This window comes from Saccharothrix sp. ALI-22-I (assembly GCF_001984175.1).
Classification (GTDB): Bacteria; Actinomycetota; Actinomycetes; order Mycobacteriales; family Pseudonocardiaceae; genus Actinosynnema.
Genome location: NZ_MTQP01000060.1, coordinates 218,736 through 242,201, shown reverse-complemented (window position 1 = coordinate 242,201; position 23,466 = coordinate 218,736). Strand labels below are relative to the sequence as shown.

Annotated in this window: 26 protein-coding genes; 25 read left to right on the top strand and 1 reads right to left on the bottom strand. The window is 70.1% G+C overall.

The features are described from left to right. The first annotated feature begins 493 nt into the window (after nucleotides 1–493). From ALI22I_RS20545 to ALI22I_RS20515, 7 genes are all read left to right on the top strand, one after another. Nucleotides 494–1,537: a hypothetical protein gene (locus ALI22I_RS20545; protein ID WP_077007152.1), complete on the top strand. Its 1,044-nt coding sequence runs from the start codon at nucleotides 494–496 to the stop codon at nucleotides 1,535–1,537. A gap of 517 nt (nucleotides 1,538–2,054) precedes the next feature. Beyond that, entirely contained in the window at nucleotides 2,055–2,576 is a 522-nt protein-coding gene (locus ALI22I_RS20540) for a hypothetical protein (RefSeq protein WP_077007151.1), read from the top strand. 361 nt (nucleotides 2,577–2,937) lie between these two features. Continuing rightward, a complete protein-coding gene (locus tag ALI22I_RS20535; protein ID WP_077007150.1) occupies nucleotides 2,938–3,297 on the top strand; it encodes a hypothetical protein in 360 nt (119 codons plus the stop codon). Further along, on the top strand, nucleotides 3,294–4,238 hold the full coding sequence (locus tag ALI22I_RS20530; RefSeq protein WP_077007149.1) for a hypothetical protein: 945 nt from the start codon (nucleotides 3,294–3,296) through the stop codon (nucleotides 4,236–4,238). Before ALI22I_RS20535 ends, ALI22I_RS20530 begins: the two co-directional genes overlap by 4 nt. 166 nt (nucleotides 4,239–4,404) lie before the next feature. Beyond that, entirely contained in the window at nucleotides 4,405–5,310 is a 906-nt protein-coding gene (locus ALI22I_RS20525; RefSeq protein WP_077007148.1) for a hypothetical protein, read from the top strand. Between the two features lie 274 nt (nucleotides 5,311–5,584). After that, a complete protein-coding gene (locus ALI22I_RS20520) occupies nucleotides 5,585–6,082 on the top strand; it encodes a GNAT family N-acetyltransferase (RefSeq protein WP_077007147.1) in 498 nt (165 codons plus the stop codon). 177 nt (nucleotides 6,083–6,259) lie between these two features. Further along, nucleotides 6,260–7,276, top strand: a complete 1,017-nt coding sequence (locus ALI22I_RS20515; RefSeq protein WP_077007146.1) for a hypothetical protein — start codon at nucleotides 6,260–6,262, stop codon at nucleotides 7,274–7,276. Between the two features lie 161 nt (nucleotides 7,277–7,437). On the opposite strand, the gene ALI22I_RS20510 is transcribed toward ALI22I_RS20515, so the two are convergent. Beyond that, complete coding sequence (locus ALI22I_RS20510) at nucleotides 7,438–7,953, bottom strand: hypothetical protein (RefSeq protein ID WP_143532337.1); 516 nt, start codon at nucleotides 7,951–7,953, stop codon at nucleotides 7,438–7,440. A gap of 292 nt (nucleotides 7,954–8,245) precedes the next feature. Between ALI22I_RS20510 and ALI22I_RS20505 the strand changes: the two genes are divergently transcribed. The 18 genes from ALI22I_RS20505 to ALI22I_RS20420 all read left to right on the top strand — a co-directional run bounded on the left by ALI22I_RS20505 (nucleotide 8,246) and on the right by ALI22I_RS20420 (nucleotide 23,257). Then, complete coding sequence (locus tag ALI22I_RS20505; protein WP_202971022.1) at nucleotides 8,246–9,004, top strand: hypothetical protein; 759 nt, start codon at nucleotides 8,246–8,248, stop codon at nucleotides 9,002–9,004. Between the two features lie 105 nt (nucleotides 9,005–9,109). Then, entirely contained in the window at nucleotides 9,110–10,057 is a 948-nt protein-coding gene (locus ALI22I_RS20500; protein WP_077007144.1) for a hypothetical protein, read from the top strand. Between the two features lie 135 nt (nucleotides 10,058–10,192). Further along, entirely contained in the window at nucleotides 10,193–11,221 is a 1,029-nt protein-coding gene (locus ALI22I_RS20495) for a hypothetical protein (protein WP_077007143.1), read from the top strand. Nucleotides 11,222–11,299: 78 nt separating this feature from the next. Beyond that, nucleotides 11,300–11,929: a hypothetical protein gene (locus ALI22I_RS20490; protein ID WP_077007142.1), complete on the top strand. Its 630-nt coding sequence runs from the start codon at nucleotides 11,300–11,302 to the stop codon at nucleotides 11,927–11,929. Nucleotides 11,930–12,178: 249 nt separating this feature from the next. Further along, nucleotides 12,179–13,252: a DUF4192 domain-containing protein gene (locus ALI22I_RS20485; RefSeq protein ID WP_077007141.1), complete on the top strand. Its 1,074-nt coding sequence runs from the start codon at nucleotides 12,179–12,181 to the stop codon at nucleotides 13,250–13,252. A 207-nt stretch (nucleotides 13,253–13,459) separates the two neighbouring features. Further along, the gene (locus ALI22I_RS20480; RefSeq protein ID WP_077007140.1) at nucleotides 13,460–14,059 is read left to right on the top strand and encodes a hypothetical protein; all 600 of its coding nucleotides are present in this window, start codon (nucleotides 13,460–13,462) and stop codon (nucleotides 14,057–14,059) included. Between the two features lie 191 nt (nucleotides 14,060–14,250). After that, nucleotides 14,251–14,586, top strand: a complete 336-nt coding sequence (locus ALI22I_RS20475) for a hypothetical protein (protein WP_143532336.1) — start codon at nucleotides 14,251–14,253, stop codon at nucleotides 14,584–14,586. A gap of 337 nt (nucleotides 14,587–14,923) precedes the next feature. Continuing rightward, nucleotides 14,924–15,487, top strand: a complete 564-nt coding sequence (locus ALI22I_RS20470) for a hypothetical protein (RefSeq protein WP_077007138.1) — start codon at nucleotides 14,924–14,926, stop codon at nucleotides 15,485–15,487. Between the two features lie 248 nt (nucleotides 15,488–15,735). Next, nucleotides 15,736–15,966 (top strand): hypothetical protein, encoded by a 231-nt coding sequence (locus ALI22I_RS49415; protein WP_179118292.1) that lies wholly within the window; start codon nucleotides 15,736–15,738, stop codon nucleotides 15,964–15,966. A gap of 229 nt (nucleotides 15,967–16,195) precedes the next feature. Further along, on the top strand, nucleotides 16,196–16,420 hold the full coding sequence (locus ALI22I_RS20465; RefSeq protein ID WP_077007137.1) for a hypothetical protein: 225 nt from the start codon (nucleotides 16,196–16,198) through the stop codon (nucleotides 16,418–16,420). A 219-nt stretch (nucleotides 16,421–16,639) separates the two neighbouring features. Further along, nucleotides 16,640–17,251 carry a DUF6927 domain-containing protein gene (locus tag ALI22I_RS20460; RefSeq protein WP_077007136.1) on the top strand — a complete coding sequence of 204 codons (612 nt, stop codon included), beginning with the start codon at nucleotides 16,640–16,642 and terminating at the stop codon, nucleotides 17,249–17,251. A 66-nt stretch (nucleotides 17,252–17,317) separates the two neighbouring features. Beyond that, complete coding sequence (locus tag ALI22I_RS20455; RefSeq protein WP_077007135.1) at nucleotides 17,318–17,572, top strand: hypothetical protein; 255 nt, start codon at nucleotides 17,318–17,320, stop codon at nucleotides 17,570–17,572. A gap of 421 nt (nucleotides 17,573–17,993) precedes the next feature. Then, the gene (locus tag ALI22I_RS20450; protein ID WP_077007134.1) at nucleotides 17,994–18,278 is read left to right on the top strand and encodes a hypothetical protein; all 285 of its coding nucleotides are present in this window, start codon (nucleotides 17,994–17,996) and stop codon (nucleotides 18,276–18,278) included. A gap of 476 nt (nucleotides 18,279–18,754) precedes the next feature. Beyond that, on the top strand, nucleotides 18,755–19,114 hold the full coding sequence (locus ALI22I_RS20440) for a hypothetical protein (protein WP_077007132.1): 360 nt from the start codon (nucleotides 18,755–18,757) through the stop codon (nucleotides 19,112–19,114). Nucleotides 19,115–19,495: 381 nt separating this feature from the next. Next, the gene (locus ALI22I_RS20435) at nucleotides 19,496–20,062 is read left to right on the top strand and encodes a hypothetical protein (protein ID WP_077007131.1); all 567 of its coding nucleotides are present in this window, start codon (nucleotides 19,496–19,498) and stop codon (nucleotides 20,060–20,062) included. 226 nt (nucleotides 20,063–20,288) lie between these two features. Beyond that, entirely contained in the window at nucleotides 20,289–20,630 is a 342-nt protein-coding gene (locus ALI22I_RS20430) for a hypothetical protein (protein ID WP_077007130.1), read from the top strand. A gap of 554 nt (nucleotides 20,631–21,184) precedes the next feature. Then, entirely contained in the window at nucleotides 21,185–21,856 is a 672-nt protein-coding gene (locus ALI22I_RS20425; protein ID WP_077007129.1) for a hypothetical protein, read from the top strand. 483 nt (nucleotides 21,857–22,339) lie between these two features. Beyond that, nucleotides 22,340–23,257, top strand: coding sequence for a hypothetical protein (locus tag ALI22I_RS20420; RefSeq protein ID WP_077007128.1), 918 nt, complete (start codon nucleotides 22,340–22,342; stop codon nucleotides 23,255–23,257). The last annotated feature ends 209 nt before the right edge of the window (nucleotides 23,258–23,466 follow it).

Genomic DNA, 23,466 nt, shown 5'->3' with positions numbered 1-23,466 from the left:
TTGAGATCGCCGGGTGAGGTACCGCCGCCGCATCGGGGGCGGGTGATGGAGGCGACCGAGCGCCTCGCCCGCCACACCAGGGCACCGATGTTGCCGGCAGGCCAGGACGACCACCACCACAAGGTGGTCGTGCGCGTCACCGATCCGCATGAGGCCGGGCAGCACGTACGGGACACCGACGCCCGCTACCTGGTCGGTGTCCGCCCGGTCCCGAAAAGCGTGCGCGAGGTGACCTCGGTGGCCCGGCTTACCCCGGCATCCGGACTGCGCAGCCAGACCACGCCCACCGGGCTGTCCCACGACGATCCGACCCGACATCGTGGGACAGCCCGGCCATCCACCGAACGACGCGAACCGGTTTCGCAGAAGCACCGGCTTCAGAACCGACCAGGTGCTCACGCAGAGGCCGCGCACGCGGACCCGAATCCCCGGTCGGGGCGACGCCCCGCTCCGGAACCCGACCGAATCACTCCAGCAGGGAGACGACTCCACCATGAACGACGACCTCCGCTCCGCGATCGACCTGGCAGGGGAGGCAGCGACCGATGCCATCACGGCCTACGTGGACGCCTGCGTCCACGCCGCCGGCCGGGCGCTTCGCCAGGCTCACCCCACCGCGTCGGCCGTGCTGCTCAACCTCGGCTCGTACTACGGCACGGACGGCGAACCACTGATCGACCGCGTGTTTCTCGACGGCGAGGACCAGGTGCTCGACCCGTACCGGCACCCGGACGACGTCGACGTCGAGGAAGCCCGCACCTACCTCGCCCGCGCGTTCGCGTACCGCGACCACCTGCCGTCCGACCTTCACCGACTCACAGCCGTCGAGGGCAATCGCCACGGACTCCCGCTCTGCGTACTGCCGTTCCCCGCCGTCGACGACGCCGAGAAGCCGGCCGCCAGGGTCGCCACGCGCCGGTCACCCTCGAACAGGCCCGGAAGTGGGCAGGACACCGTCCTTCCCGCCGAGCGCGCCGCCGCCGGAACGTCGCGTGCCAACGAGCAGGCCGACGCCGACGCGCCCGCCGCGCCGGTGCTCGCGCCGGCCGCCGCCACGCCCGAGGACCAAGAGTCCACGGCGACCGACCGCCGGACCGACGATCGGCCACGCTCCTACTCGGGAGTGATCGAGTGGGACCTGGAGTTGTTCGACAGCCCACGCGAGGCGGCCGAAGCGATGTGGCACTACGTCCGCGACAGCACCGGGCCCGTGGTGGAACTCGTCGACGGGACCGGCACCCGGTGGCTGGTCGACCTCGACCGTGAGCCGGGAGACGACGACATCACGGTGACAACCGCGGCGGCCGACCGTCTGATCGCCCTCGCCGAACAACCGGGCGTCGACCCCGTCAATCTGGATGACCTCGTCCACGACGGATTCAGTGCCGCAGCCAGCTCAGTCAACAACCAGGGATTGGATGCTCAGATCCGGTATCTGGTCGAGCGGTACGGCAAGGTCGTCACCGAGAACGACGTGCGCGCCGCCGCTCGGTCCGCCCGAACTGCCGACGAGGCCGCCGACCAAAGCGGCGCATAGAACTCCTGCCGTCGGCTCCGCGATCCACGCCGGAGCCGACGGCACACCACGCCGACCGCCTCTCCCCTGCTCGGCCCACACGCCGCAGCCGTCGGCAGACGCGCCTCTACGCCAATCACCCCTCCATCTGCCGTTGGGAACAGCGCACCAGACGCAGCTCTGTTGTCTTCGGCCCGCCATTTGTCGCTGGAGTCACACCACCGACGTCGAGGATCCCGCCGACGACAACGAGTCGGCAGTGGCCTGATCGGTTCCGCCTACAGGTGAAGATTTCCTTCGGTGCACGGCAGATGTCACCGATCCTTCAGGCAGGGGATAGTCCGAAAGTGCACCGTCCGGTTGTGGCGATCCGATCGCACCACAATCGGACGGTGCCCTGTCGACCGTGGACAGCTGTTGCCGACCGGTGAAGCGACATTCGTCCTGCGGTCCGACGGTAACCGCCGGCCAGCGCCACACCAACGCAATAGATTGCAAGCATCACATTCGACAGACCACAACGAGACGAGTTTGCACTATGGGTAGCGAGCCCTTTTCCTTCTATTTCGCCGGCGAGAACGTACGGAAGGCGTTCGAAGGGGCCGTCGAGGAGGACCTGCACGACGGCGATGCCGACACCGTCGCCGGAAAGGACACGTTCGTGGTCGTCGTCGACGAACCGATGACGTTGGCCGACGCGGAGGCTCTGGCCCACCGGATGATCGACGCGGGTGATCCGCGCATCGCTGACGCGGACGGCCCGGCCGGAGCGATTCCGGTCCGGGGAGGGCGCCGCACCTGGTTCGACATGCCCGTCCCTCCGCTGCCGACCGGCTACGTCGACCAGGACGCGGCCGTCGCCGCGGCCATGGAAGGCAAGCTGACCGCAGGCGAAAAGATCGTCTACGGAGTCACGGGAGTGTTCGACAGGGAGCCGCGGCGTTACCTCGGGTCCGGCTCGTCCGCCTCGCGACGGATCGTCGGCGGCACCGTCGATGTTCCCACCGAGAACGCCGACGCCCTGACCGGCTACTTGTTCTTCGGCTGGATCCATACGTAGGCCGCGGCAGGTGCGCTGCCGTGCAGTAGCGCAGCGGACCGGGTCCGGTTCGTGTCGCGCTCGACGGACGCCTGCGTTCCAGGCCGCAAGGCGGGCGTCCGTCGAGTCCGGAGCAGCCGAGACGGTTCTTCCCGACCCGGTACACCGATCGCCTCGGTGGAAACCTCCCCGATCGGGCGCGGCTTGCAGATTCCCGCCCCGCCGTGCCCGAAGCCGACCAGGCGGTGTCACGCGCCGAGTCAAGGCGCGAGACACCGCTTTAAGCGAAAACGCGCGCGTCCGACGATCATTAGCATCTGCCTTATCCGGGGGTCGAGACGACATTCCCCCGATCTTATATCCGAAACCCGCATGAGGGGTCATGTTCACGTTTCACCACAAGCTTGCCGATCTGCATTTCCCGTGGGACGGCTGGATGCAGATCAAAGTGCGGCCCTGCGAATTCGCGCCCCGCGTGGCGTTTCCGGACCGGTTCGACATCAGCGAATCCGACCTGATCGATCCCGCGCGGCACCCGATGCACCCGGCGGACGGGTCGGTGCACCTCGTGGCCCAGACGCAGGAGGCGTTCGAGCGGCTGTGCGCCACGTGGTGGCGCGGCGGCGAACCCTGCGTCGGCGTACGCGACTACGCCGCCGATCCATGGCAGCGCACGTCCTACGGGATCACCCGGGGCAAGTTCCGCTTTGTTGACCGGACTACCACGAAGGAACCGATGTGATCACCGCAGACAGCTTCCCCACCCCCCACCTCGCCCTTCGCGACCCCGCCCAGGAGCGGCAAGTTCTGACATTCGCCCACGAGCAGGCCGCGATCGCCGAGTCGCTCCGCCGCCGTCTCGCCCCCGACTGGCGTCGCCGCACCCCGCCCGAGCGGGTCGCGCTCCTGCGCCGCACATGCAGGATCATCACGGAGTGGCGGTACAACCTCGCTGCCAGCGCCCCCGGTCGTCTCGGCGCCGGGATTCCGCTGGACGCCGAACGCTTCCGGACGAAGATCAAGCCCGGGCAGCCGCGCATCGACCGCCTCGGCTACTCCGGCCGGCTCCGCACCCACACCGAGGACAACCCGCTCGTATGGGATCCGGACACCCACCTCTACGTGGGCGGCGAGTCCACCCCCGCGCACGAGATCATGCTGCGCTACGGCCAGGACGCGCACGAACGGATGGATACGGCGGGCGCCGGAGACGTACTGGTCAACCGCGTAGTCCTGCCGAGCGGGCGCACGCTCGACGGCACCACGTTGGTCCGGGGCGAGGAGGCGCAGCGGATCGCCGCCGCACTGGTGGCACGTGTCGCCGCCCGTGGCCGCGACGCCAGCCGGATGGAGACCGGCGACTACCCCGTCTACCTCGTCACCGCCGACCCCGCCGCCCGCGCCCTCATGCTCGACGCCGCGTTGAACCTGTTCGCGGCCGACCAGTCTCTCGATCCGGACCACGCGCTACCCGCAGTGCAGGCCGGCCGTTACCTGCTGGTCGAGGCACCCGAGTACTACAAAGGTGCCGACGCGTCGATCCGCGTGCTCGTGGTCGTGGTCGGCGCGCTGCTGACCGGCCGGGCGATGCTGCTGGAGCAGGACATGGACTTGCGCTGCCTCGTCGGGGGGCAGGACGCCGCGACCGAGATGCCCGCCGATACGTCGCCGCGTTCCGCGTAGTCCGGTTGTGACCGAGGTCGAGCAGGCAGTGACTCCGACCGCGTCACGACCCCGGTCCGCCGCTTTAGGAGAAAACGGTCGCGCCGGGAAAACAATAGGATCGGTCTCGTTCGGGGTTGAGGTGATAGTCCCCCGATTTTGCATCCGACAACCCGCATGAGGGGTCATGTTCACCTTTTACCACCGGCTTGCCGACCTGTATTTCGAGTGGGACGGCTGGATGCAGGTCACAGTGCGCGCCGGTGAATTCGCGCCTCACGAGGCGTTTCCCGACCGGTTCGACATCCGCGAGCCCGACCTACGCGACCCCGCGCGGCACCCGCTGCTCCCGGGTGACGGGTCGGTGCACCTCGTGCCCGAGACGCAGGAGGCGTTCGAGCAGTTGTGCGACACCTGGTGGCGTGGTGGCGAGTTGTGCGTCGGAGTGCGCGACTACACCGCGGATCCGTGGCAAGTCATGTCCTACGGCATCACTCAGGGCAAGTTCCGCTACAGGTTCACGGGGGGCAGTCACATCGAGGTCGCGCCCGCCGAGGTGGAGGTGTGGCGGCCGGTGATCGACCTGGAGGCCGACGGCAGGACGCCGACGACGCTGTCGACCGTGTGGCTCATGGGCCGGACCGACGGGTGGGAGACCGCGTGGCTGGAGGCGCACGGCATCGTCGACCGGGGTCGGGGCCTGTCCGAGGCTAGGACGTTGTGGACGATGGACAGGCTGCCCGCAGGCAACTCCACGGAGTCCATCGCGGCCCGATTCGGCGCCTGGCTCCGCACCCAGGCCGTACAGGATCTCGCCGGAGACGCCTGGACGCGGTGGCGGGATCTGGGGCAGCGCGCCCGGTGGGTCACGCGGGATTGGCCGTGGTCGACCACGCGGCAGGACGCCCGAGGGGTTCGCTGGAACTTCTGGTGGTGTGGCCATCCCGTCGCCTACGTGTACTCGCCCGATCTGCGGCTCACGCCCGAAGAGGCCCGCTTCGTCCTGCGCCCGGACGAACAAGCCGCCGGCGGCTCGGTGACGCGGTGGCTGGAGGACCGCGCGGACGCCTGGGTGGCGCAGCGCGACCGATGACGAGCGAGGCGCGGTAGCGCCCTGGCGCACCGGGGCCGCCGATGTCGGCCGAACCGCGGTGTTGCTCAAGCCCTCCGGCGGCGGAACCCGATTCCGTCGCCGGAGGGGCCGCGCCACCAACGCCACGCGCCCGGCCCGGCGACGCGAAGCGGTCCGCCGACGTCGTCGGTCACCGCCCACGCCATTCGCGTCGGGACCACCCGCGGCGCGGCTCCCGACGCGAGCGCGCCCCCCGACGGGCCCGCCGAACTCGACCTGCCTGCCAGGAGATCAGGTGACACCGGAAAAGCAGGACGGCACCGCCATACCGGCAACCAGCATCGCGGGCCACACGGTCGCCACCATCCCGCTCCCCGGCCCCGGCGCACCCGACGGTCAGCACCGGGTCGACACCGGACTGCGGTGGGACCGGGAACCCGGCACCGCACCACCGCCCGACCACGACCTGGACGAGAACCGCCTGGCCCTGGTCGTGCGAGGTCATCAGGTCGGGTACGTCGATCTGATCGACTGCGAGAGGTTCGTCTGGATCGAGGACATCGTGGTGGTGCCGGGCCGGCGCGGAGTCGGGATCGGCAGCAGGCTGCTCGACGCGGTGTGCGATCACTACGGGAACCGTGTGCTCGGGCTGGCGCTGCCGCGTGTGTCCGATCCCGAGCACGACGACGGAACACGACGGCTGCGGGGTTGGTACGGGCGTCGCGGCTTCCGTGACGGTCGCCTGCTCGACGTCGACTGTCTGGTGCGCCCGCAGTGGTCGGACGCGCGGTAGGTGAACCCGCCCCGCTTCTCCGGGGACCGCGATCGCGCGGCACCGAACCGGGGTCGGGGAAGGCATTAGCGGCCGACGAACGAAAGGAAATTCGAATAATGTCGGTCCTGTCGGAAAAAGGAGTGACGCCCGATTCCCGACGCGAACCCGACAATCCCGTTCACCGGAGACCAATTCATGAACCCTTCCGAGCACGTGCGGGCCGAGGCCGCTTCCGCGCACGACGACCGCGCCACGGCACCGCGGAATCCGTTCCCGTCCCCGTGCAGGGGATGCGGCACCGACGCGGGCGAGCCGTGCCGCCCGGACTGCACCGCCCTCGACGTCGTGCGCCCTGGCCGTCGCGACTACCGCAGGATCGCGGACGGGCGGTACGGCCTGCGTGGCTGCTTCTTCTGCGGCGGCACCGGCCGCGACCTGTTCACCCGCCGCGACTGTGCCTGCCTGTTCGACCTGGTGGGGATCCTCGACCTGGCAGCCGAGGAGATGCACGAGCGGGCCGACGACGACGACCGCACCGCATGCCGACTCCGCGGCGCCTACCCCAACCTGTCCGACCTGGCCAAGGGCGTGGCGCGGCGCTCGCGGCGCACCGCGATCCGCTACACCGGGATGGCTCTGCTCGCCGCCCTGCGTACGCGCGGGTTGGCCGCCGAGCCGCACGCCACCAAGTCGGGCGTCGCCGCATCGGTGGCGATCACCACCCCGTTCGGCCCCGTGCTGGTCGATGTGCGTCACTGCGACCGGGGCCGGGTGGTGGTGCGCCGCACCGACGGCACCCGCTGGTGGCTGCGCACCGCGACCGGCGCGCATCACGTGGCCGAGCGTGTGCACCGGTTCGTCCCCGAACTGGCAGCCGAGCCCGGCGACATGGCCCACGTCGTCGTGGTCGTGCGCGCGGACGGCCGCGACGAGGTCCACCGCATCGACTGCTCGCCCCGACCGGAAGGCTCCTGCCGGGTCTGCTTGCCCGACCGGCCGGGCAGCAGGAAACGCTGCCCCGGCCCCCGTGCCCACCTGTGGCAGGCGGCCCAGCGGTTGCGCACCGCGGACGCCGGTCGCCTGCCGGGTGACACGATCATCTGGGGCGCGTTCCCCGTGCCGGCGGGCGCGCACGCCGACGCCTCGCCCCGCCGGGATCTGATCGGCGCGGCCCGGAGCCTGATCGAACGCGGCGAACTGACCATTCGCTGAACCCCGAGACGGTGTTCGGGTCCGTCATCCGGGCGGACCCGAACACCATCGTCGACGCCTCCGTCGTTCCCGCAGCAGGCCGGGCGACCGGTACCGCGATTCACCCGCCGCCGCGCCGGCCCCACCGTCCGTCGCCGAACCGGGGGCCACCGTGCGGTCGCTCAGCCCGTGACGTCGTGTCGCGCGGAAGCCCCTCGCCCGGTGATATCACCGGCTGGCGCTTCGAGCTCCGGCGGCTCGGCCGTCGCGGCGGGAGTGGGCGGTTTCGCCAGGGTCTTCGCGCGGGGTGCGGCCGGAGGCTTCAGGTTGGCGATCGACGTGGCCCGCAGTTGCGGGCGGGTCCACCCCGCCTTCGTCAGCGCGGCCCACGCCCGCCGCCAGCGTTCGACCCGCCGCGTGATCTCCTCCGCCGTCTGCTGCTCGACCTCCGCCACGGCCTTGTCCGCATCCTGTGCGACCGCCGCCGCGGCCTTGTCCGCGCGTTCGCGGATGCGCGCTATCGCGCGCTCCGCCCGCCTGCTGATCGCCTCCGCCCTCTTCTGCGCCTTCCCGCGGAGCCTGTCCCCTTCGCGTGCGGAGTCGGCGGCTGCGGCCACTTCCTTCAGCGCGTCGAACTGTGGCCGGAGTGCTTGGACCCCGATCTGTTGTGCTTGCTGCGCAAAATCACTATCCCCCATGACCCGATGGTAAATCGGTCGACACGGAAGTCGCACAGACGCGCCGGACTATCGCGCGGTGTGCGGACATGACCACGCTCCGCATTCACTTCCGGTAACCGGCGCGTCGGCACACCGTCTGACGGAGCCTGTCCCGACACGCAATCCCGTCGCGTACATACCGCGCATCCGTGGCCGTCAAGCGTCAGCGCACAATCGGGCCGGCCGATACGGTCGTGGTTGTCCGGGAAAGGGAGTGACATCCCGATACGGACACGAACCCGACAACCCATTCCCGGAACGTGAGAGACCCGTGCTGATCCTCAACGGCGGCGGACTGGACACGCTCTACCAGGTCCGCGACAAGTACCCGCATTACGCATCCAATCTCGGACGCCTGGGCCGGCCCCGGCACGCCGGCAGAATCCGCGAAACGATGGACGCCGGATTTCCGACCGCGTTCGACAACGACGCCTTCAGCGACTGGAACCTCAAACTTTTCGTGACGATGATCGGCCGGATCGAGGAGGCCCTGTGGGGACGGGCGCTGACGCTCAGCGAACGCACCGCCACGATGATGACCCACTTCGTCCACGAAGGGGACGGCAACGGGCTCGGCAGTGAGGCGTGGCACCCCAACCTGCTGTTCGTCACCGTCCCGGACGTCCCCTTCGACGCCCGGGGCACGGCGCGCCGCTTTTGCGAGTGGGCGACGTTGCTGTCCCATCTGCCCTTGGCGTTCTGTGTCCAGGACGGCGCGGAGAAGGTGGGCATCCCGTGGGATTGGCCCAACCTGCGCGCCTTGTTCATGGCAGGTTCCACGAAGTACAAGCTGTCCCAGGAGATGGCGGACATCTGCCGGGAAGGAAAGCGGCGTGGCCTGCACATCCACGGCGGCAGGGTCAACACGCTGAACCGCATCCGACACATGATCCGGCTGGAATGTGTCGACAGCATCGACGGCAGCGGCTTCGACAGGTGGCGTGACACTTACATCGGCGGCGGCCTGGAATTCGTCAATCACGAACTCCTCGACGCCGCAGCGCAAGGTGGCCTCGCGGTCATCGAATAAGCGCCGCGCACCTATTCGCAGAACGATAGATTTCCTGTGCGGGCATCAGGGAGTGACGCCCTTGATCCCCACACGAACCCGACAACCCACAACACGAGGAGCACCATGCCCAAGACCGACCCCACCGCGACCGCGCCGCTCACGCGGTGGCCGCACACCGGAGTGGTAGCACCGTTCCTGCTGACCAGCAGCGACTACCGCGAGCAGGGCACCGGGAATGAGCAGGCCGCGTTCACCGCGACGCTGCACCACCCCGACCTCGGGCCGGTCGGGGTGATCGAGGACGACGGCGACGGCACGCCGACCCATTTCACCCCGTCCGCCCCGGCCCGGTTCTCCGCAGCGGAGTTGGACACGTTCGTCCGGGCGTCGCGCCAGGATGGCGCGCCGTTCCGGCCCGGTCCCGACGGTGTCGGGCAGTTGCTGTGCGCGGTGCTCGACGAGACCGAGGCGGCCAAAGCGGTCCACGCGATCCGCGGCCACGGCAAGATGTTGGTGCGCGGCGTCCTGCCCGCCCCCTTGCCGGGGCTTCCCGCCCAGCGCCACCGGCCCCGCGCAGTCAGTCCCATCCCGCTCACCCTTGAACAACGGGCGACGGTGGAGACGGCGCTGTCCGACACCGCCGACCCGAAGGCCGTGCTGGCGGGGCTGTGGTGGGAGATGTTCAACGGTCGCGAGTGGACACCGCTGGTCGCGTTGCCGGGTCCGGACGTGGCCGACTCCGCCACGCTTCGCGCCCAGATCATGCCCATCGTCGCCGAGGCGGGGAACACGGTGCCGGAGGGCGACCCGATCCTCAACGCCGGCCCCGTCCAATCCGGCCTCCTGCAAGGGATGTACGTGAACTTCCGGGTGAACGCCGGGGCCGGGGCTGGGGCCGGGTTGCGCCTGATCGGCGACGCCGTGCCCGTGGTCCACCTGGACCGCTGGTGCGACTGCCACCGCATCCGACCGACCGAGGTGCGCTTCCACGTGATCTTCCCCGGCGGCCACGAGACGAGCGGCACCGTGCACGCGGCAAAGACGTGCCGCCGCCTGCTCACCCTGAACTGACCGGCTCCATTGCGCCGCGCCGCCCCGCCATGCCATGCCACGGCGGGGCGGGGCGGCGCCCAGCCTCGCGCCTCCGGGGTGACGCCCGGGACGCGGGGACGAACCCGACAACCCTCTTTCCAGGAGCGATCCCACATGTCCGTCTTCACCGAACCGTTCGACCCGACGAACCTGCCCGCGGCCGGCGCACCGCTGCTGATCTCCCACGAGTACACGTGGGCGCTGTGGATGAGCGCGGGGCGCGTGTACGCCGCCCCGGTCCTGCCCAACGGGCTGGTCGCCTGGTCGCAGGCCCACACGCCGTTGCTGTCCGACCTGCCGGAGTCCCTGCGGGAGTTGGCCGACCGCCTCGACGATCCCGACGTCCTGGACACCGTGTTCGGCAGCGGCCCGTCGCGGCCGTCGTCGAAGCTGCCCCAATCCGGCCGGCCGCTGCTCGTACGCCACGCCGAAGGCATCGCCTTCTGGCTGGACGGCCACGTGCTGATGCACTGCGGCTGGCGCGACGACGCCGTGGTGGCGTTGGGCTGGGCCAACGAAGCCGGCCCTGACAGCGGTGTCGAACCCGCCGTGCTGGCCGAGATCGCCGCGACACTGCACGCCGCCGCACCCGCCGCCGTCTCGACCGAACTGGGTCTGCCCGCGCACTGGAACCAGGCGCGCGAGATCGTCGTGACCGACACCGGCAGCATCGCGGTGCGGTTGCGCGACACAGGCCCCGCCGCCCCCGCCCTGCTGCTGGACACCACGACCGCTCCCCGCCTGCCCGGCCCGACCGCCGAGGTCTGGCTCGACCGGCCCGCGGCCCGCCGCCTCGCCGCCCACGCCGCCGCCCACCCCCACCGGTACCCGGCCGACGACCACGCCACGGTCCGACACGCCGCTTCCCCGCCCACCCGAACCGAGTGCCGGATCTGGCGCGCCGGCCCGAACTTCGCCGTGGTCCACGACCCCGTGCACTACCCCGGACTGATCGGCCTGCGCACCACCGGCGACCGCATCCCGCTGACCGTCGACAGCGGCGTCGCACTCGCCGCGGCCCTGACCGCCGCCGCCGCGCGCGCCGACCGCGTCGTCGCCGGGCTCGCCACCGTGCTGGCCCTGTCCGAACACGGCGACCTCGGCGGGACGGTCGAGGCAGGCCGCGACCACGACCGCGCCTGATCGGACGCGGGCCGCCGGTCGAGCCTCGCTCACCGACGGCCCGCGCAGTCCGGCCCCACATTCCAGAAAGGCCCTGCCATGTCGACGACCTCACCGCGCACACCGATCGGCGCGGCGCACCACACCGCCCGGACGACGTTGCGCGAAATCTGGCGGTTGAAGGAGCGCGCGGTCACCGAACTGCTGTCCGAGGCCGCGCTGCGTATCCAGGAGAGGTTCCCCGCCGCGGTCACGATCACCGTGGAACTACACGGAACCTGCACGGCCGACCTGGTGGCCGTGCACGACGCCACCCGCACGCTCTGGCACGCCGACCCTCCGACCCTTCCCCGATCAGCGTGGTGGACGAGGGTGCACCACGTGTTGAACCGGGCACGGGCCAACGGCCTGGACCCGGCCGCGCGAGGTTGGCAACACCTGGTGCAGCACCCCGGATGCTGGAACGTCGACCTCGCCGCACTGCTCCCGCGCACAACGCCGGCACCGCGCGAGTCGACCCGGCTGCGCGAGGCCGAACTGCAAGTGCACGACCGCACCCACGACGACGCCGGTGACACCTACGTCCTGGAGGTCCACGGCCTTCGCCTGCGCGTCCGGCTGTGCAAAGAGGACCCGCACGCACCGGTCGTCGAGGTCGGCGGCATCGGCGGGCACCGGCTGGTGCCGGTCCGGGTGGGCCTAGGCGACGAGGAGATCCACCCGCTGTGAACACGGTGCGGGCCGTCGGCGCGAACCCTCCGCCACGGCCCACACCTGCCCCGTCCGCCGCCCGCTCCCGACCGCCCGGACAGCCGAGGCGCCGGGGCGCCGGTCCGGCCGCGACCGCACAACGGCGCGGGCGCGAAGCGCCAGCGGACACGCGTCTTGATCGTTAACGTCCGTGGTGTCGGTCCGCTGGGGTGACGCCCTCGGGTCGACACGAACCCGACAACCACTCCACTCACCAGGAGATCAGCAGTGCTCGACGAGCCCTGGACGAACCACCTGCCCGTCACCGACCAAGCCCTCACCGACCCGACCCTGTTCCTGTCGACGCTGCCCTATCAGATCGGATTCCTTCCCACCGCCGGTCAGGCCGTGCTCACCTGCCGGCGGGCCGGCGTCTTCGCCGAGACGAAGGTCGTCAACCTCGACCACGACACGGAGAAGGTCCTCACCGAGTACGCGCAGCGGTTCCACCGCGACAACGCGGACCCGGCGATCGCCCTCACCGTCGTGGCCGAGGACCACCACGGCCCGACGTCGGCCGCCGACGTGCTCGACCGGCTGGTGGCGGCGTTGCGGCGGGTCGGCACCGACCCGGTCGCCGCGTGCCGCGTCGCGTCGATCACCGAGGGAGCGGTGTGGACTTCCGCCGCCGGCCGGACCGGGGTCCTGGTCGACCCACGGGACACGCCGGCAGGGATGGCGGCCGACATCCACGGCTACACCTTCCACGCCGACGCGCAGGCACTGGAGGCGATCGTCGCACCCGATCCGGACGAGGTGGTCCGCCGGCGCGCCGACGCCTTGGGGCAACTGCACTGGGCCGAGGGACTGACTCTGGTCGCGGCCGACTCTGGCGGGCCGTCCCCGTCGCGCCGCCGCTACGACCTGGCCATGAAGCACCTGATGGCGGCGATCGACCCGACTCCACCACTGTGCGAAGGCGAGATCGTCGATCTGGCCGCCGCGCTGGCCGACTGGCGCGTCCGCGACAAGCTGATGGGCCACGTCCACGACCGCGACCTGCGCAACGCCGGTGCGCGGCTGTTCGGAGAGCTGACCAGGGCATGCCCCACGCCCGTCGTCGCCGACGTCGCGTGTCTGCTCGCCTGGTACTCGCTGTGGCGCGGTGACCGCGCCCTGACATTGCGCGCGTTGGCCCGCGCCGAGGACGCGGTGCCCAACCACCTGCTGACCGAACTGCTGTCCGAGGCCGCGCGCTCGGACAGCGGCTTGAAGCGGTTCGACCACATCGTCGGGATCGCGCGCGACGTCGACCTGGACCGTTGGCCGGTCGTGGTGGGTTTGCCGCACTACGACCGCTGACGGCGATCGACCCGGCGGCGGGCGGGGACGCGACGGGGAGGCAACCCCGGAACGCACCCCCGCCCGCCCTCTGCGGAACGGTCCGCAACCGCGCGGTAAGCAACCGCGCGTGATCTGCACAAACACTAGAGTTGATCTTGTCGGGCACGGGGGTGACGTCCCGATCCCGACGCGAACCCGACAACACCGAACCACCAGGAGAGACCCTTGTCCGACAACGCCCCTACCCAGCCCAGCGCCGTCCAGTTGCCCCCCGGCTTGCACCGCATCGTCTCCGCCGCGCGCTTCCTGCACACCGAAGTGCAGCAGAACGGAGCCTGGCTCGCCGCCCGCGCCATGTCCATGTTGGACGCCCCCGTCCTGGCGGCCGTGCTCGCCGCCGTCAACGACGGGTGCACGGCGCTGGCGGAGGTGACCGGCCAAGCGGAGAAGACCATCCAGTTGCCGGCGCCGTCCGACGACTTCGACGACCCCACCGACGGAACGTGTTCCTTCGCGGACGCGGCCTCGGACCTCGACCACGTCGAAGGCGGGTTCCTCGTCGCCCTGGCGCTGCTGGACCCGCACGGCCTGCGCGACAACGTCACCTTCCGCGATCCCGGCACCTTCGTCGTCGACTTCCGCAACCAGCTCGACGGCACCGTGCAGCGGCACGAGGTTCCCGACATGGAGCGCGCGTACGACCTGATCGACGGCCCGCCACCGTTCGACCACGCCACGATGACCATCCAGTTCGCCGTCCGTCGGGACGGCAAGGTGCTGCTCACTCCGGTGGAATTCGCCCGCGCCGCACGCCAGCAGGGCTGAACGAAAGGCTCTGCGCGGCGGACTGCTCACGGCCGCGCCGCACAACGGTCGCGAGCAGTCCGCACGCTCAACCACGACGGCTTCCCCAACCGTAACCACGACGCCGCGACCGGCATCGAGGTCACCTGATCAGCCCCGCGCCGGGGCCGACCGCACGTCGGCCCCGGCGCACCCCACATCGAGGAGTGCCAGTGACGAGCCGACACACCTGGAGCAGTGTGACGACACAGATCGCGCTGAATCCCGGAACCGCGACCGTCACCTTCCATGGCGACGGCACCGCCGAGGTCCACCTGAGGGCGGTGATGGTCGCACGCAAGGACGTCACCGGCATCGTGTACTTCGGCCCGGACACGACGGTAACGAGCAACGACGTCGAGGACTCCTTTGCCAGCACACCGCTGAAGTCCCACGTGCTCAACGCGGCGGCCAGGCGGGCACAGCAGTACCTGGCCGCCGCCCGGCGGCAGGCCCTCGCCGTCCTCGACCGCGCCACGACCACGACGTCAACCGGCAGCAGCGAGTAGCAGTCGTCTCGCCGGATCGGCGTGCCGAGGAGCACCGCTGCCCGCATCCGCCGCACACGCCGCCGACCGGGCGACTTCCCACCGCCCACCAGGACGAGCAGGAGCGAGCACCACCCAAGTGTGCGAACAGAGAGCAGGCGAACCGGTTCCCGCTGCCGAAAAGGCCGCGTTGATCGCGCTTCCCCACACCCGCCGCACCCGTCCGGCCACCGCACCCACAGGGACGTCAAGCGCCGGCACCGATTCGGCACGACACCTAAAGTTGATCTTGTCGGACACGGGGGTGACGCCCCAGTGCCGACGCGAACCCGGCAACACCGATTCTCGGAGGATTCCCTTGTCTGACAAAGACATCAAGAACCACACACAAGTCGAACTGCCCGCCGGCCTGCACGGCATCGCCGTTGCCGCGCACCGCATGCACGTCGAGATGCAGCGGGGCGACGTGGACGCGGCCGCCCAGCAGTTGCGTCAGCTGCCCGGCCCGGTCCTGGCCGCCCTGCTCGACACCTACGACTCCGCCTTCAGGTCGCTGAGGACGCTGCTCGACCTGGCGCGGCACACCATCCAGGTCCCGGTGCCGTCACGCGATGTCGACAGCACCACCGACGGAACCTGCTCGCTGGAGGATGCCCTCGCGCGGTACCCCGTTCCCTTCGTCCTGGGCCTGCTGGACCCGCGCGACGAGCGCACGCGCATCGTCTTCACCACCTTCGTCGTGGACTTCCACCATCCCGAGGGCGGCATCGTGGAGCGGCACGAGGTCGCGGACATGGACAGCGTGGCCGAACTGGTCGAGGACACGTGCCTGTCCACCCACACCAGGGTGGGCATCGGCCGCATCGTGCAGGAGGACGGCAAGACGCTGGTCACGCCGCTGGAACTCGCCGACGCCGACTGACCTGCGGGCACCCGGTCCGCGGGTGGTAGCGCGCTCCACGCCTGAAGCGCGGAGCGCGCTGCCCGCCGGCCGGTGCGACCGCAGACCCCGCGTCGGCCGGAGCGCCACGCCCACGACCGGTGCGAGCCCGAGCAGCGATCCGCAGGAGAACCGTTGTGCACCACGACCGCGACGTGCAGCCCGCCGCCGAGCACGGACACGCCCGTACCGCAGGACACCACGACCACCGGCCATAGGGGGCGATGAACGTGGGAGCCAGAACAGCAAGGCGGCGGCGCGCCAAGAAATATCTGCGCAACCCGTGGGGACCACCGCCCGGTGCACGCGAGCAGTGGCGGGCCGACCGCCACTATGAACGCGAACGCGCATGGCTGATCGCCCAGGGCCTGATGTGCGCACGGTGCGGCTACCCCTGGGAGATGCCGCACTGCCCGCACTGTCCCGCCTTCGTCTCCGGTGACGCCGAGCCCGAGGACTGACTCCCTGCCGTGCGCCCACCGGAGATGCCACCGGGCGCACGGCAGGTGATACCGCCTGGTCAGCACTACCGCACGGCGCGCCAAGCGTCCGCGCCGACACCGCAGACCGAATCAAGTTGATCTTGTCGGACGCCGGGGGTGACGCCCCGACCCCGACACGAACCCGACAACCACGACTAGGAGCACACGCATACGCGCGCACGAGCACGACGACGCCGACTCCGCCGGCGTGCCGTCCGAGATCACCGACCTCCACCATCAAATCCTCGGCAACCTCGACCGCACCTACAGCCTCGACTACCTCGGCCAGGATGGAAGGTTGACCACCGGCCAGATCCACCTGGTACTCGCCACCGCGGCCGCGGGTTCCCCGCGAGCAGGCCGCGGGCGGGTGGCGCGCTACCGCGCGCGCGTTCGCGTACCCCGCCGAGCACCGGGACCGCTCGCACTGTGATTGCCACCGGTCCTGCGCCAAGTGAAGGGCCGGTACACCTCATCGCCCGTCGGCCGTGCAGGCGAGAGGGCGCGAAGACCCCGCCACGCAATTAACACAGTGCCTCGCTCGACACCCCACATAACCCCACGGACAACAGGTCTGCAATTCGACCGGCGCTGCCCCAGGCGGCATCGCTGAATCGAACCTGTCGACGTAAATGACTGCACGGAGGAAAACATGGGCTGGACTGTTTATCACCGACCGCCGGGTAAGAGCGACCGTGAGCATTTCGAGCGCGAATTGCTTGACGCAAGCCGCTACGAGATCGTCGAGTGTGCAAGTAGAATCAACGTCTTCTACGCGGCCGTCCGCACCAAGGAGACGGGCGAGGTCTGGGCGCTGGTCGTGCTCGTACAGCGAGGTCGAGGCCAGTACAACTTCGGGTACAAGGACATGTCAGAGAGTATGGGGCCGGTGCAAGCCGACGCTCCTGCCAAAGTCCTCGACGTCCTGACCTCGACCGACTCTGAATACGCGCTGGCATGGCGACAGCGGTGTCGGGACAACCTGGCGAAAAGTGCTGCCGCTCGCAACCGGCAGCGCTCAGTGACCGCAGGTGTGGTGATCCAGGTGGCTACCCCGATCCCTTTCAAAAACGGCCGCAGCGTGTCGCGTTTCAAGTGTGTGGAACGAGGCGGCCGGAAGATTCGGTGGCAGGCGCTCCCGGACGACGACGCCGTGTTCTATTGCAACCTCGGTGCTCACTGGGCCAGGCGCTACACGTGGAAGATCGTCCAGACGGAGCCGCCTCAGGCGTCCGGCCTACCTGCGGCTTCGGAAACCAGTTGAGCACTTGCGCCCACAGCCTGCCACGGCGCTCTCGCGTCCTCGAATGACGATCCTGCGCATCTTCGAATGGCGCTGGTCACCGCGGTAGGCGGGCCCGGCGATCCGTCGGCTGCTCCGTTCCCCCGCTTCCCCGACCTGAGAAAGGGGGGGCGCATCACCATGTCCAAGCCCTACTGGGCCGGTCACATCCGGTGCCTGCAACAACTGGGCCGCATCTGCCGTCGCTGGCCCACGCGACTGATGGCCGGGCAACACGATCTGCGGCCCGGGCCGACCGTTCACCGCCACCAAATCCAGGAGGTCACCGTGCCGCTCACCTGACCGCGCTGGATCACCCCGTACGACGCCAGCCGTTGCGACGTGATCCATACCCGTGGCCCGTGTCACCCGTGCCTACGGGTTGACACGGGCCGTTGTAGGTCAGGTGGCCTGTTGATCCTCCGAGCCCGCCCGAACGTGGTAATCATGAGCACCGCGCACCTGCGGACCGCGCCACCCATCATCGCGGGAGTGCTGTTGGCAACGCGAGCCGCCCGCCCCGCCGCGGCATCAACAGCAGCGACAGACCGGCGTGGGCGAATCCGCCAGGCAGGCAGCAGTGCGCCAAGCTGAACAAGGGCGGGTTCCCAGAACGCGCAGGGCGCGGCATCGTGAGCGACGTCGAGCACCCCGTCCGAACCATGTCGCCCCGTTATCGTCAGCCGTATCCGCCCGGCACGACCGGGACAAACAGGGGGACCCGATGACCAAACACCCGCAGCCGCCACACCGCCCCAACGACTACGCGCGCCGCAAGGTGAACCGGATCTTCTGGTACGCCATGGGCGGAGCTTTCACCCTGGTGATGGGCGGCGCGATCGGGCTGCTCGCGGTGGCTCTCGAGCTGGTTCCCGACGCCGTGGCGGCGAAGGTGACGGGGATGATGTGGACGTCCGTCGCTGTGGGCGCGAGCATCCTGCTCGTCGAAGGGCTAACGTTGGTCGTCGCCAACGGCGGTCCGACCACTGACGTACGCCGCCGCACGTGACGTCACCGCTTCGCATTGACCACGTGCCCACCCGAATGGCCTGCCGCGCACAGACGGTAGGCCGTTCGGGTGGGCACGACCACAACAGTGCGGGCATCGCACTCTGCGGCACAGAGCGTCACCCGGCTTCCGGACCGCCAAGCGGAACGCTTGGCCGCACACGCCGGCCACACCCACGACTCGCGCAAAGGCACAGCACCAGCAGCTCGTGTCAGGCCCACACGCCACTGCGAATACACCGGAACACGCCGCTATCGTCGGGTGCGGCACGACCGCGTCGACGGCAACCACGAAGGGGACACGATGGCCGGCCGGCCGAGGGCGCACCGATCAGGCAGGCGTGAGCACGATGCACGGTTTCGGCAGGGTATCCGGTTGATCATCGGCGGCATCGTTCTCGCGCCGGTGGCGCACGTGCTCGACCACGCCGACGTCGGTGACCTCGTGCCCTTCACGGCCTGGTCGCGGCCATTCCCGTGACCGGCGTCGGAGGGGTGCTGATCGTCGTCGGGAACGCCGGGGCACCCCGCCGGGACACCGACCACGGCGACCACGCCCACCGGCCATCGTGGGCGCGTCCACCCGGCCGCGATCAGCAACTGCGATTGCACAAGAGCGGTGTCTGGTGCCTGGGGTTCTCCGGCGTCCTCCTGCTTGCCCTCGGCGTAGTCAACGTCGTCAACGACCTCGGAAACACCGCGTGGGGCATCGCCGGCGGCACGACCTTCGTGATGGCGTTCACCGGCGTCTCGTTGATACGAATCGGCGATGGTGGCGTGGCCGACTTCTACACCCGATCGCAAGGCCGGCGGAACCGGCGCGGCGAAACGGACTGATCCATCGCCTCCGAGCCTGTCGTCTGGCCGGACACAGCCCCATACCGAGAACGGCCCGCCGCGTGGCGGGCCGTTCGCTTGTTACCGCCATGACCGGGGCGCACGTCGCGATCGGCGCGGTATCCCCACGCGTGCCGCCAGGAACCGCTCGACATCACCCGCCATCGGTGGCGGCCATGGGCTCCCCGGCCGCCCAGCGGCGGCAGAACTCCTTGCCGCACGCGAGCGCCCTTGAGCCTCGTGCCACCACGCGGACCGACATCACCCCGGCGGGTCACTAACCTGCCGCAGGAAATAGTTCACGACGATATTGTCGGTTTATCGCCGAATGCAGTTCTCGCTGGCGACAAATTCCCGTTCCGATCCGTCAGGAGCACCGCTATGCCCGAATCCGGGATCAATACTGCGGCCCGATACGTCACCACCCGTCGATCGGCCTCCGCCTGGCCGAAGTCCGACCCCGCCGAGCCGTGCCTCATCGTGCACCGGGACGTGCTGCCCGACCTGTCGACGCCGCACCCGCTGCACGTGCTGGAGGACGGTTCGATCGGCCACCAGGCGTTCCGGAACGGCGATCCCGCCGCGCTGCTGGGCTTCCAGCAGGGAGCGACGCGAGGGCCGGTCCTGTCGTGGGAGCAGTTCTTCGCCGACCCCGAGGCCGCGATCGGCCTGGTCGTCGTCCTCGTCGACGACCAGCGCAACGTCTACGCCCGCCCCGGGAGCCCTGTGGTGCGGGTCGAGCACGGCACGGCCCGCCGGCACGGGGACGACCAACCGGACGACTTGCGGGCCACGACGATCACCGACTCCGACAGCGTCGCCGCGCACGCCGCCGCCGAGGCGTGGCGACCCAACGATGTCTACCTGGCCGCCCCGACCCACAACCCCGGCCGCTGCAACCTGCCGGCCGACCTCTGCCCGGAGTGCCTGAAGTTGGAACAGCAGTGACAGCACAGCGGGCGACACCGCCTCCGGCTGTCCGGCCCACGCGGCCGGCCGGACAGCGCCCTTGCATCCCGTCGGGAGGCCGGAGTGACGCCCGGCCTTCCGGCACGAACCCGACAACCCCAACCCCGGGAGCCGAACCCGTGGCGATCGCGGTTTCGGCTCCCGCCCCGGCGGTGCGACGGGCGAGCCACCCCGAGCAGGCCGGCTACCTCACCGGAGGAATCCCGTGACCGTGATCTCGGTGTTCGTCCCCTACTTCGACAGTGTCGTGCTCGGCTCGGCGCACCGCCGCCCGTGGATCGCCGAGTCCGCGGCACAGGCCCGACTCTCCGTCCCCGACGTGCCCGACTACTCGCCGGTGTTCCTCACGCTGGACGCCTGCCGGGAGTGGATCGCGTGGCTCATCACCAGGAGCCCGTGGTTCGCCGGCCCGGACCGGCCGGTGGAGATCCGCGAGGTGGTCGCCCGGACGCACCGCTACGGCGACCAGCCCTGGACCTGGGTCACCCCGGCCAACGGCGTTCCGTGGGAGTACCAGCTCAACGTCCCGCGCCACCAGGCCGTCTGAGCCACTTCCCCCGCCTCGGCCCGGATCCACCTCGCGGACCCGGGCCGAGGCGTTCCCCGACCGAAGCACCGGCCGACGACGGCCACCCGTTTTCCCGCACGACCCACAGCTGAGCGCCAGTGCGGAAGCTCCAAGAACACGGGATTTCGGAGGATTCCCCTGCCCTTGCCGCCCCCGCCCCGGGAGCACAGCGAGCGCCGGCCGGGACGGCACCCCACCCGCCACCGGTGCCGAGACGGCATCGAACCGGTCGGCGCAGTCGTGCTCTGCGGCCCGTGCCGCAGGGTCGCCGGACACCTAAGCACCAGCGGGTGAGCTGCAAGAACACTAGAGTTGATCTTGTTCGAAGCCGGGAGTGACGCCCTGATTCCGAACACGAACCCGACACTCGCACGCCCAGGAGTCCAATCCGATGCACCTTCACTTCACCGCCGATCCCGAGGTCGGCACCGTCGAGTCCCGCACCACGCAGCCCGAGCTCGGCGGTGAGGGCTGATGTACGCCTGGATCGCGGTACTCAACGGCGACGTCCGTGCGACGAGCCGGGAGCCGCAGTGAACCTGAAGACCGCCACCCCCGGCGAGATCGACAGCGAGCTGGCGAAGCTGTACGGCGTGGTCGCCACCGCGTATGGGACCGTTGACGACGCCGTGGACGTGCTGCACCACCTGCTCGGCGACCGCAAGCAGGGCAGGGGCAAGCGGGCCTACTGGCTCGACGGTCCGGACCGGACCATCGAGCGGGCGCACGAGCGGTTGGCCGCAGGCACCCTCGCGCCGTACGCAGACTCGGTCCGGGAGCACCTCGCGCTCATCGAGGAGAAGCGCGCCGAGGTCCGCGTCGCCCTGGACGCGATCAAGCCGCTGGAGGGCGAGCACGAGCGGCGCGGGTGGACGCGGTACTTCATCGTCACCAGCAGCAACGGGCACATCCACGCCAACACCGCGTGCTCGAACCGGGGATGGACGGCGTACGGGTGGCTGCCCAAACTGTCCGACCTGACCCCGGCGGACGCTGTCGAGGCGCACGGGCCGCTGCTGTGCACCAAGTGCTTCCCGAACGCGCCGGTCGAGTGGACGGTGGGCAAGGCCAAGCCGGCGAGCTGCGCGGGCTCGGGGAAGGCGCCGGTCAAGTACGAGCGGCGCGGCCGGTTCTACGGCGGCGAGTGCGCCGGGTGCGGCACGTGGAAGCCTGCCAACACGAACGGCGGTCTGCGGAAGCACTAGCGCAGGGCTGACGGAGGCGAGGCGCACAGTGGCGATGCTCCCCTGGCCGAGGTACACCGACCACGGCTGGACCATCGACAGGACGTGACCGCCGAGGGGAAGTCCGGCAGCGGCCGAAGCCGCGTCGGCACGACGGGCCGCTCACCATCGCGCCGGAGATCGAGCGGCGGCCGGAGGCGGGCGAGGGCCGAGTGTCCCGCATGGTCCTCGCCGCCGACTGACCCGACGGGCCGGTCGAGGACCTAGTTGCCTTCGTGTGCCGCTACCTCGACGTGTCCGACGTCGACGGAGACCCCCAAACCGCAGCGACGAGTTCGACCCGCTGGACGACCTCGGCAAGCCCTAGGTCGACGCGAACGAGATCCACTACCAGCAGCCCAACAGCACCTGGAAACCGCTGTAGCCACTCGACTGCCGGACACCGGGGTGACGCCCCGGTGTCCGGCACGAACCCGACAACCACACGCGTAGGAGTCCGACCCGATGACCAACGACACCCCTGCCCCTCACTCCACCGTCGATTCCGAGGGCGATCCGCAGACGAAGCCCGACCCGGATTCCGCGCTCTGGCAGCTCGACCGCTGGGAAGCGGGCACTCTCACCGCCAGGACCTGCCTGCCGCGACGCGATGCCGTCGCCGCGCTCGCCTTCTACGTGCGCGCCTCCTGGCGGAAGGCGGCCGCGTTCGACCGCACACTGCCCGTCGAGCCGCCCGCACGGGACTGGCAGGCGATCGAGCTCTTCTACGCCGTGATGGGCAAGCTGGACGAGCAGGCCGAGCACTACGACCTGGAGCCGATGCGCTTCGAGCACCACAGCACGACGCACGAGGTCCGGTTGGGCGGTGCGGCACTGCGCCGCCTGGACCGCGATCCCGCGACCGAGCGCACCCCGGTCTACGTGCTCGACACGTTGGGCGTGAGCGTGTCGGTGAAGGAGACACCGGACGGCCAGCTCGAGATCGGCATCGACGCCCAGGACCACCCGGGCGGACCGGTACGGGTGTCGGCGCTGCGCGGCGCTCCCGAGCAGCACCACGTCTTCTACGCCGCAGACGAGGTCGTGGACGATCTCTACGGGTTCATCGGCATCAAGCACATCGCCGACCGGTTCGGCGTGGCCATGACCACGGTGTGCTCGTGGCGCACGCGGTACGCGACCTGGTCGTTGCCGTTCCCCGAGCCGGACAAGAGCGGGTACGCCCCGCAGTGGCGCGGCGACCGGTGGCCGGAGATCGCGCAGTGGCGCGCCGACCATCTGGCCGGCCGAGTGCGGAGGACGGCCGCAAGCCAAGTGACAGCGCCGCCGGATCGTCGTTCGGGGAGAAGCGGGTCCGCCGAACACTCGGGAGTGCGCCAGGGACGCATCGTCAGATCCAGCGTCCGCAGGATGGTCACCTGAGCGTTGTCCACGCCGATCCCGCCGCACCCGAACGGTGCGGCGGGGTTCGCCTTGCCGGTGGCCGGTGGCGGGAGGCGGGAGGCGGAGCGACTTGGTATCGCGCCCGGACCCGGGTGTCCTCACGCGCTTAACCAACCGCCCGCGAGCCGCGAAAACACTACGGTCGATCTTGTCCGGGCAAGGGAGTGACGCCCCGATCGCGGACACGA

Excerpts from the sequence above, each read along its gene's own strand:
- ALI22I_RS20535 (WP_077007150.1), top strand. The coding sequence starts at position 2,938 with ATGTTCACGTTTCACCACAAGCTTGCCGATCTGCATTTCCCGTGGGAC.
- ALI22I_RS20500 (WP_077007144.1), top strand. The coding sequence starts at position 9,110 with ATGCCCAAGACCGACCCCACCGCGACCGCGCCGCTCACGCGGTGGCCG.
- ALI22I_RS20455 (WP_077007135.1), top strand. The coding sequence starts at position 17,318 with ATGGCGCTGGTCACCGCGGTAGGCGGGCCCGGCGATCCGTCGGCTGCT.
- ALI22I_RS20525 (WP_077007148.1), top strand. The coding sequence starts at position 4,405 with ATGTTCACCTTTTACCACCGGCTTGCCGACCTGTATTTCGAGTGGGAC.
- ALI22I_RS20545 (WP_077007152.1), top strand. The coding sequence starts at position 494 with ATGAACGACGACCTCCGCTCCGCGATCGACCTGGCAGGGGAGGCAGCG.
- ALI22I_RS20420 (WP_077007128.1), top strand. The coding sequence starts at position 22,340 with ATGACCAACGACACCCCTGCCCCTCACTCCACCGTCGATTCCGAGGGC.
- ALI22I_RS20510 (WP_143532337.1), bottom strand. The coding sequence starts at position 7,953 with ATGGGGGATAGTGATTTTGCGCAGCAAGCACAACAGATCGGGGTCCAA.
- ALI22I_RS20540 (WP_077007151.1), top strand. The coding sequence starts at position 2,055 with ATGGGTAGCGAGCCCTTTTCCTTCTATTTCGCCGGCGAGAACGTACGG.
- ALI22I_RS20450 (WP_077007134.1), top strand. The coding sequence starts at position 17,994 with ATGACCAAACACCCGCAGCCGCCACACCGCCCCAACGACTACGCGCGC.
- ALI22I_RS20460 (WP_077007136.1), top strand. The coding sequence starts at position 16,640 with ATGGGCTGGACTGTTTATCACCGACCGCCGGGTAAGAGCGACCGTGAG.
- ALI22I_RS20495 (WP_077007143.1), top strand. The coding sequence starts at position 10,193 with ATGTCCGTCTTCACCGAACCGTTCGACCCGACGAACCTGCCCGCGGCC.
- ALI22I_RS20515 (WP_077007146.1), top strand. The coding sequence starts at position 6,260 with ATGAACCCTTCCGAGCACGTGCGGGCCGAGGCCGCTTCCGCGCACGAC.
- ALI22I_RS20490 (WP_077007142.1), top strand. The coding sequence starts at position 11,300 with ATGTCGACGACCTCACCGCGCACACCGATCGGCGCGGCGCACCACACC.
- ALI22I_RS20435 (WP_077007131.1), top strand. The coding sequence starts at position 19,496 with ATGCCCGAATCCGGGATCAATACTGCGGCCCGATACGTCACCACCCGT.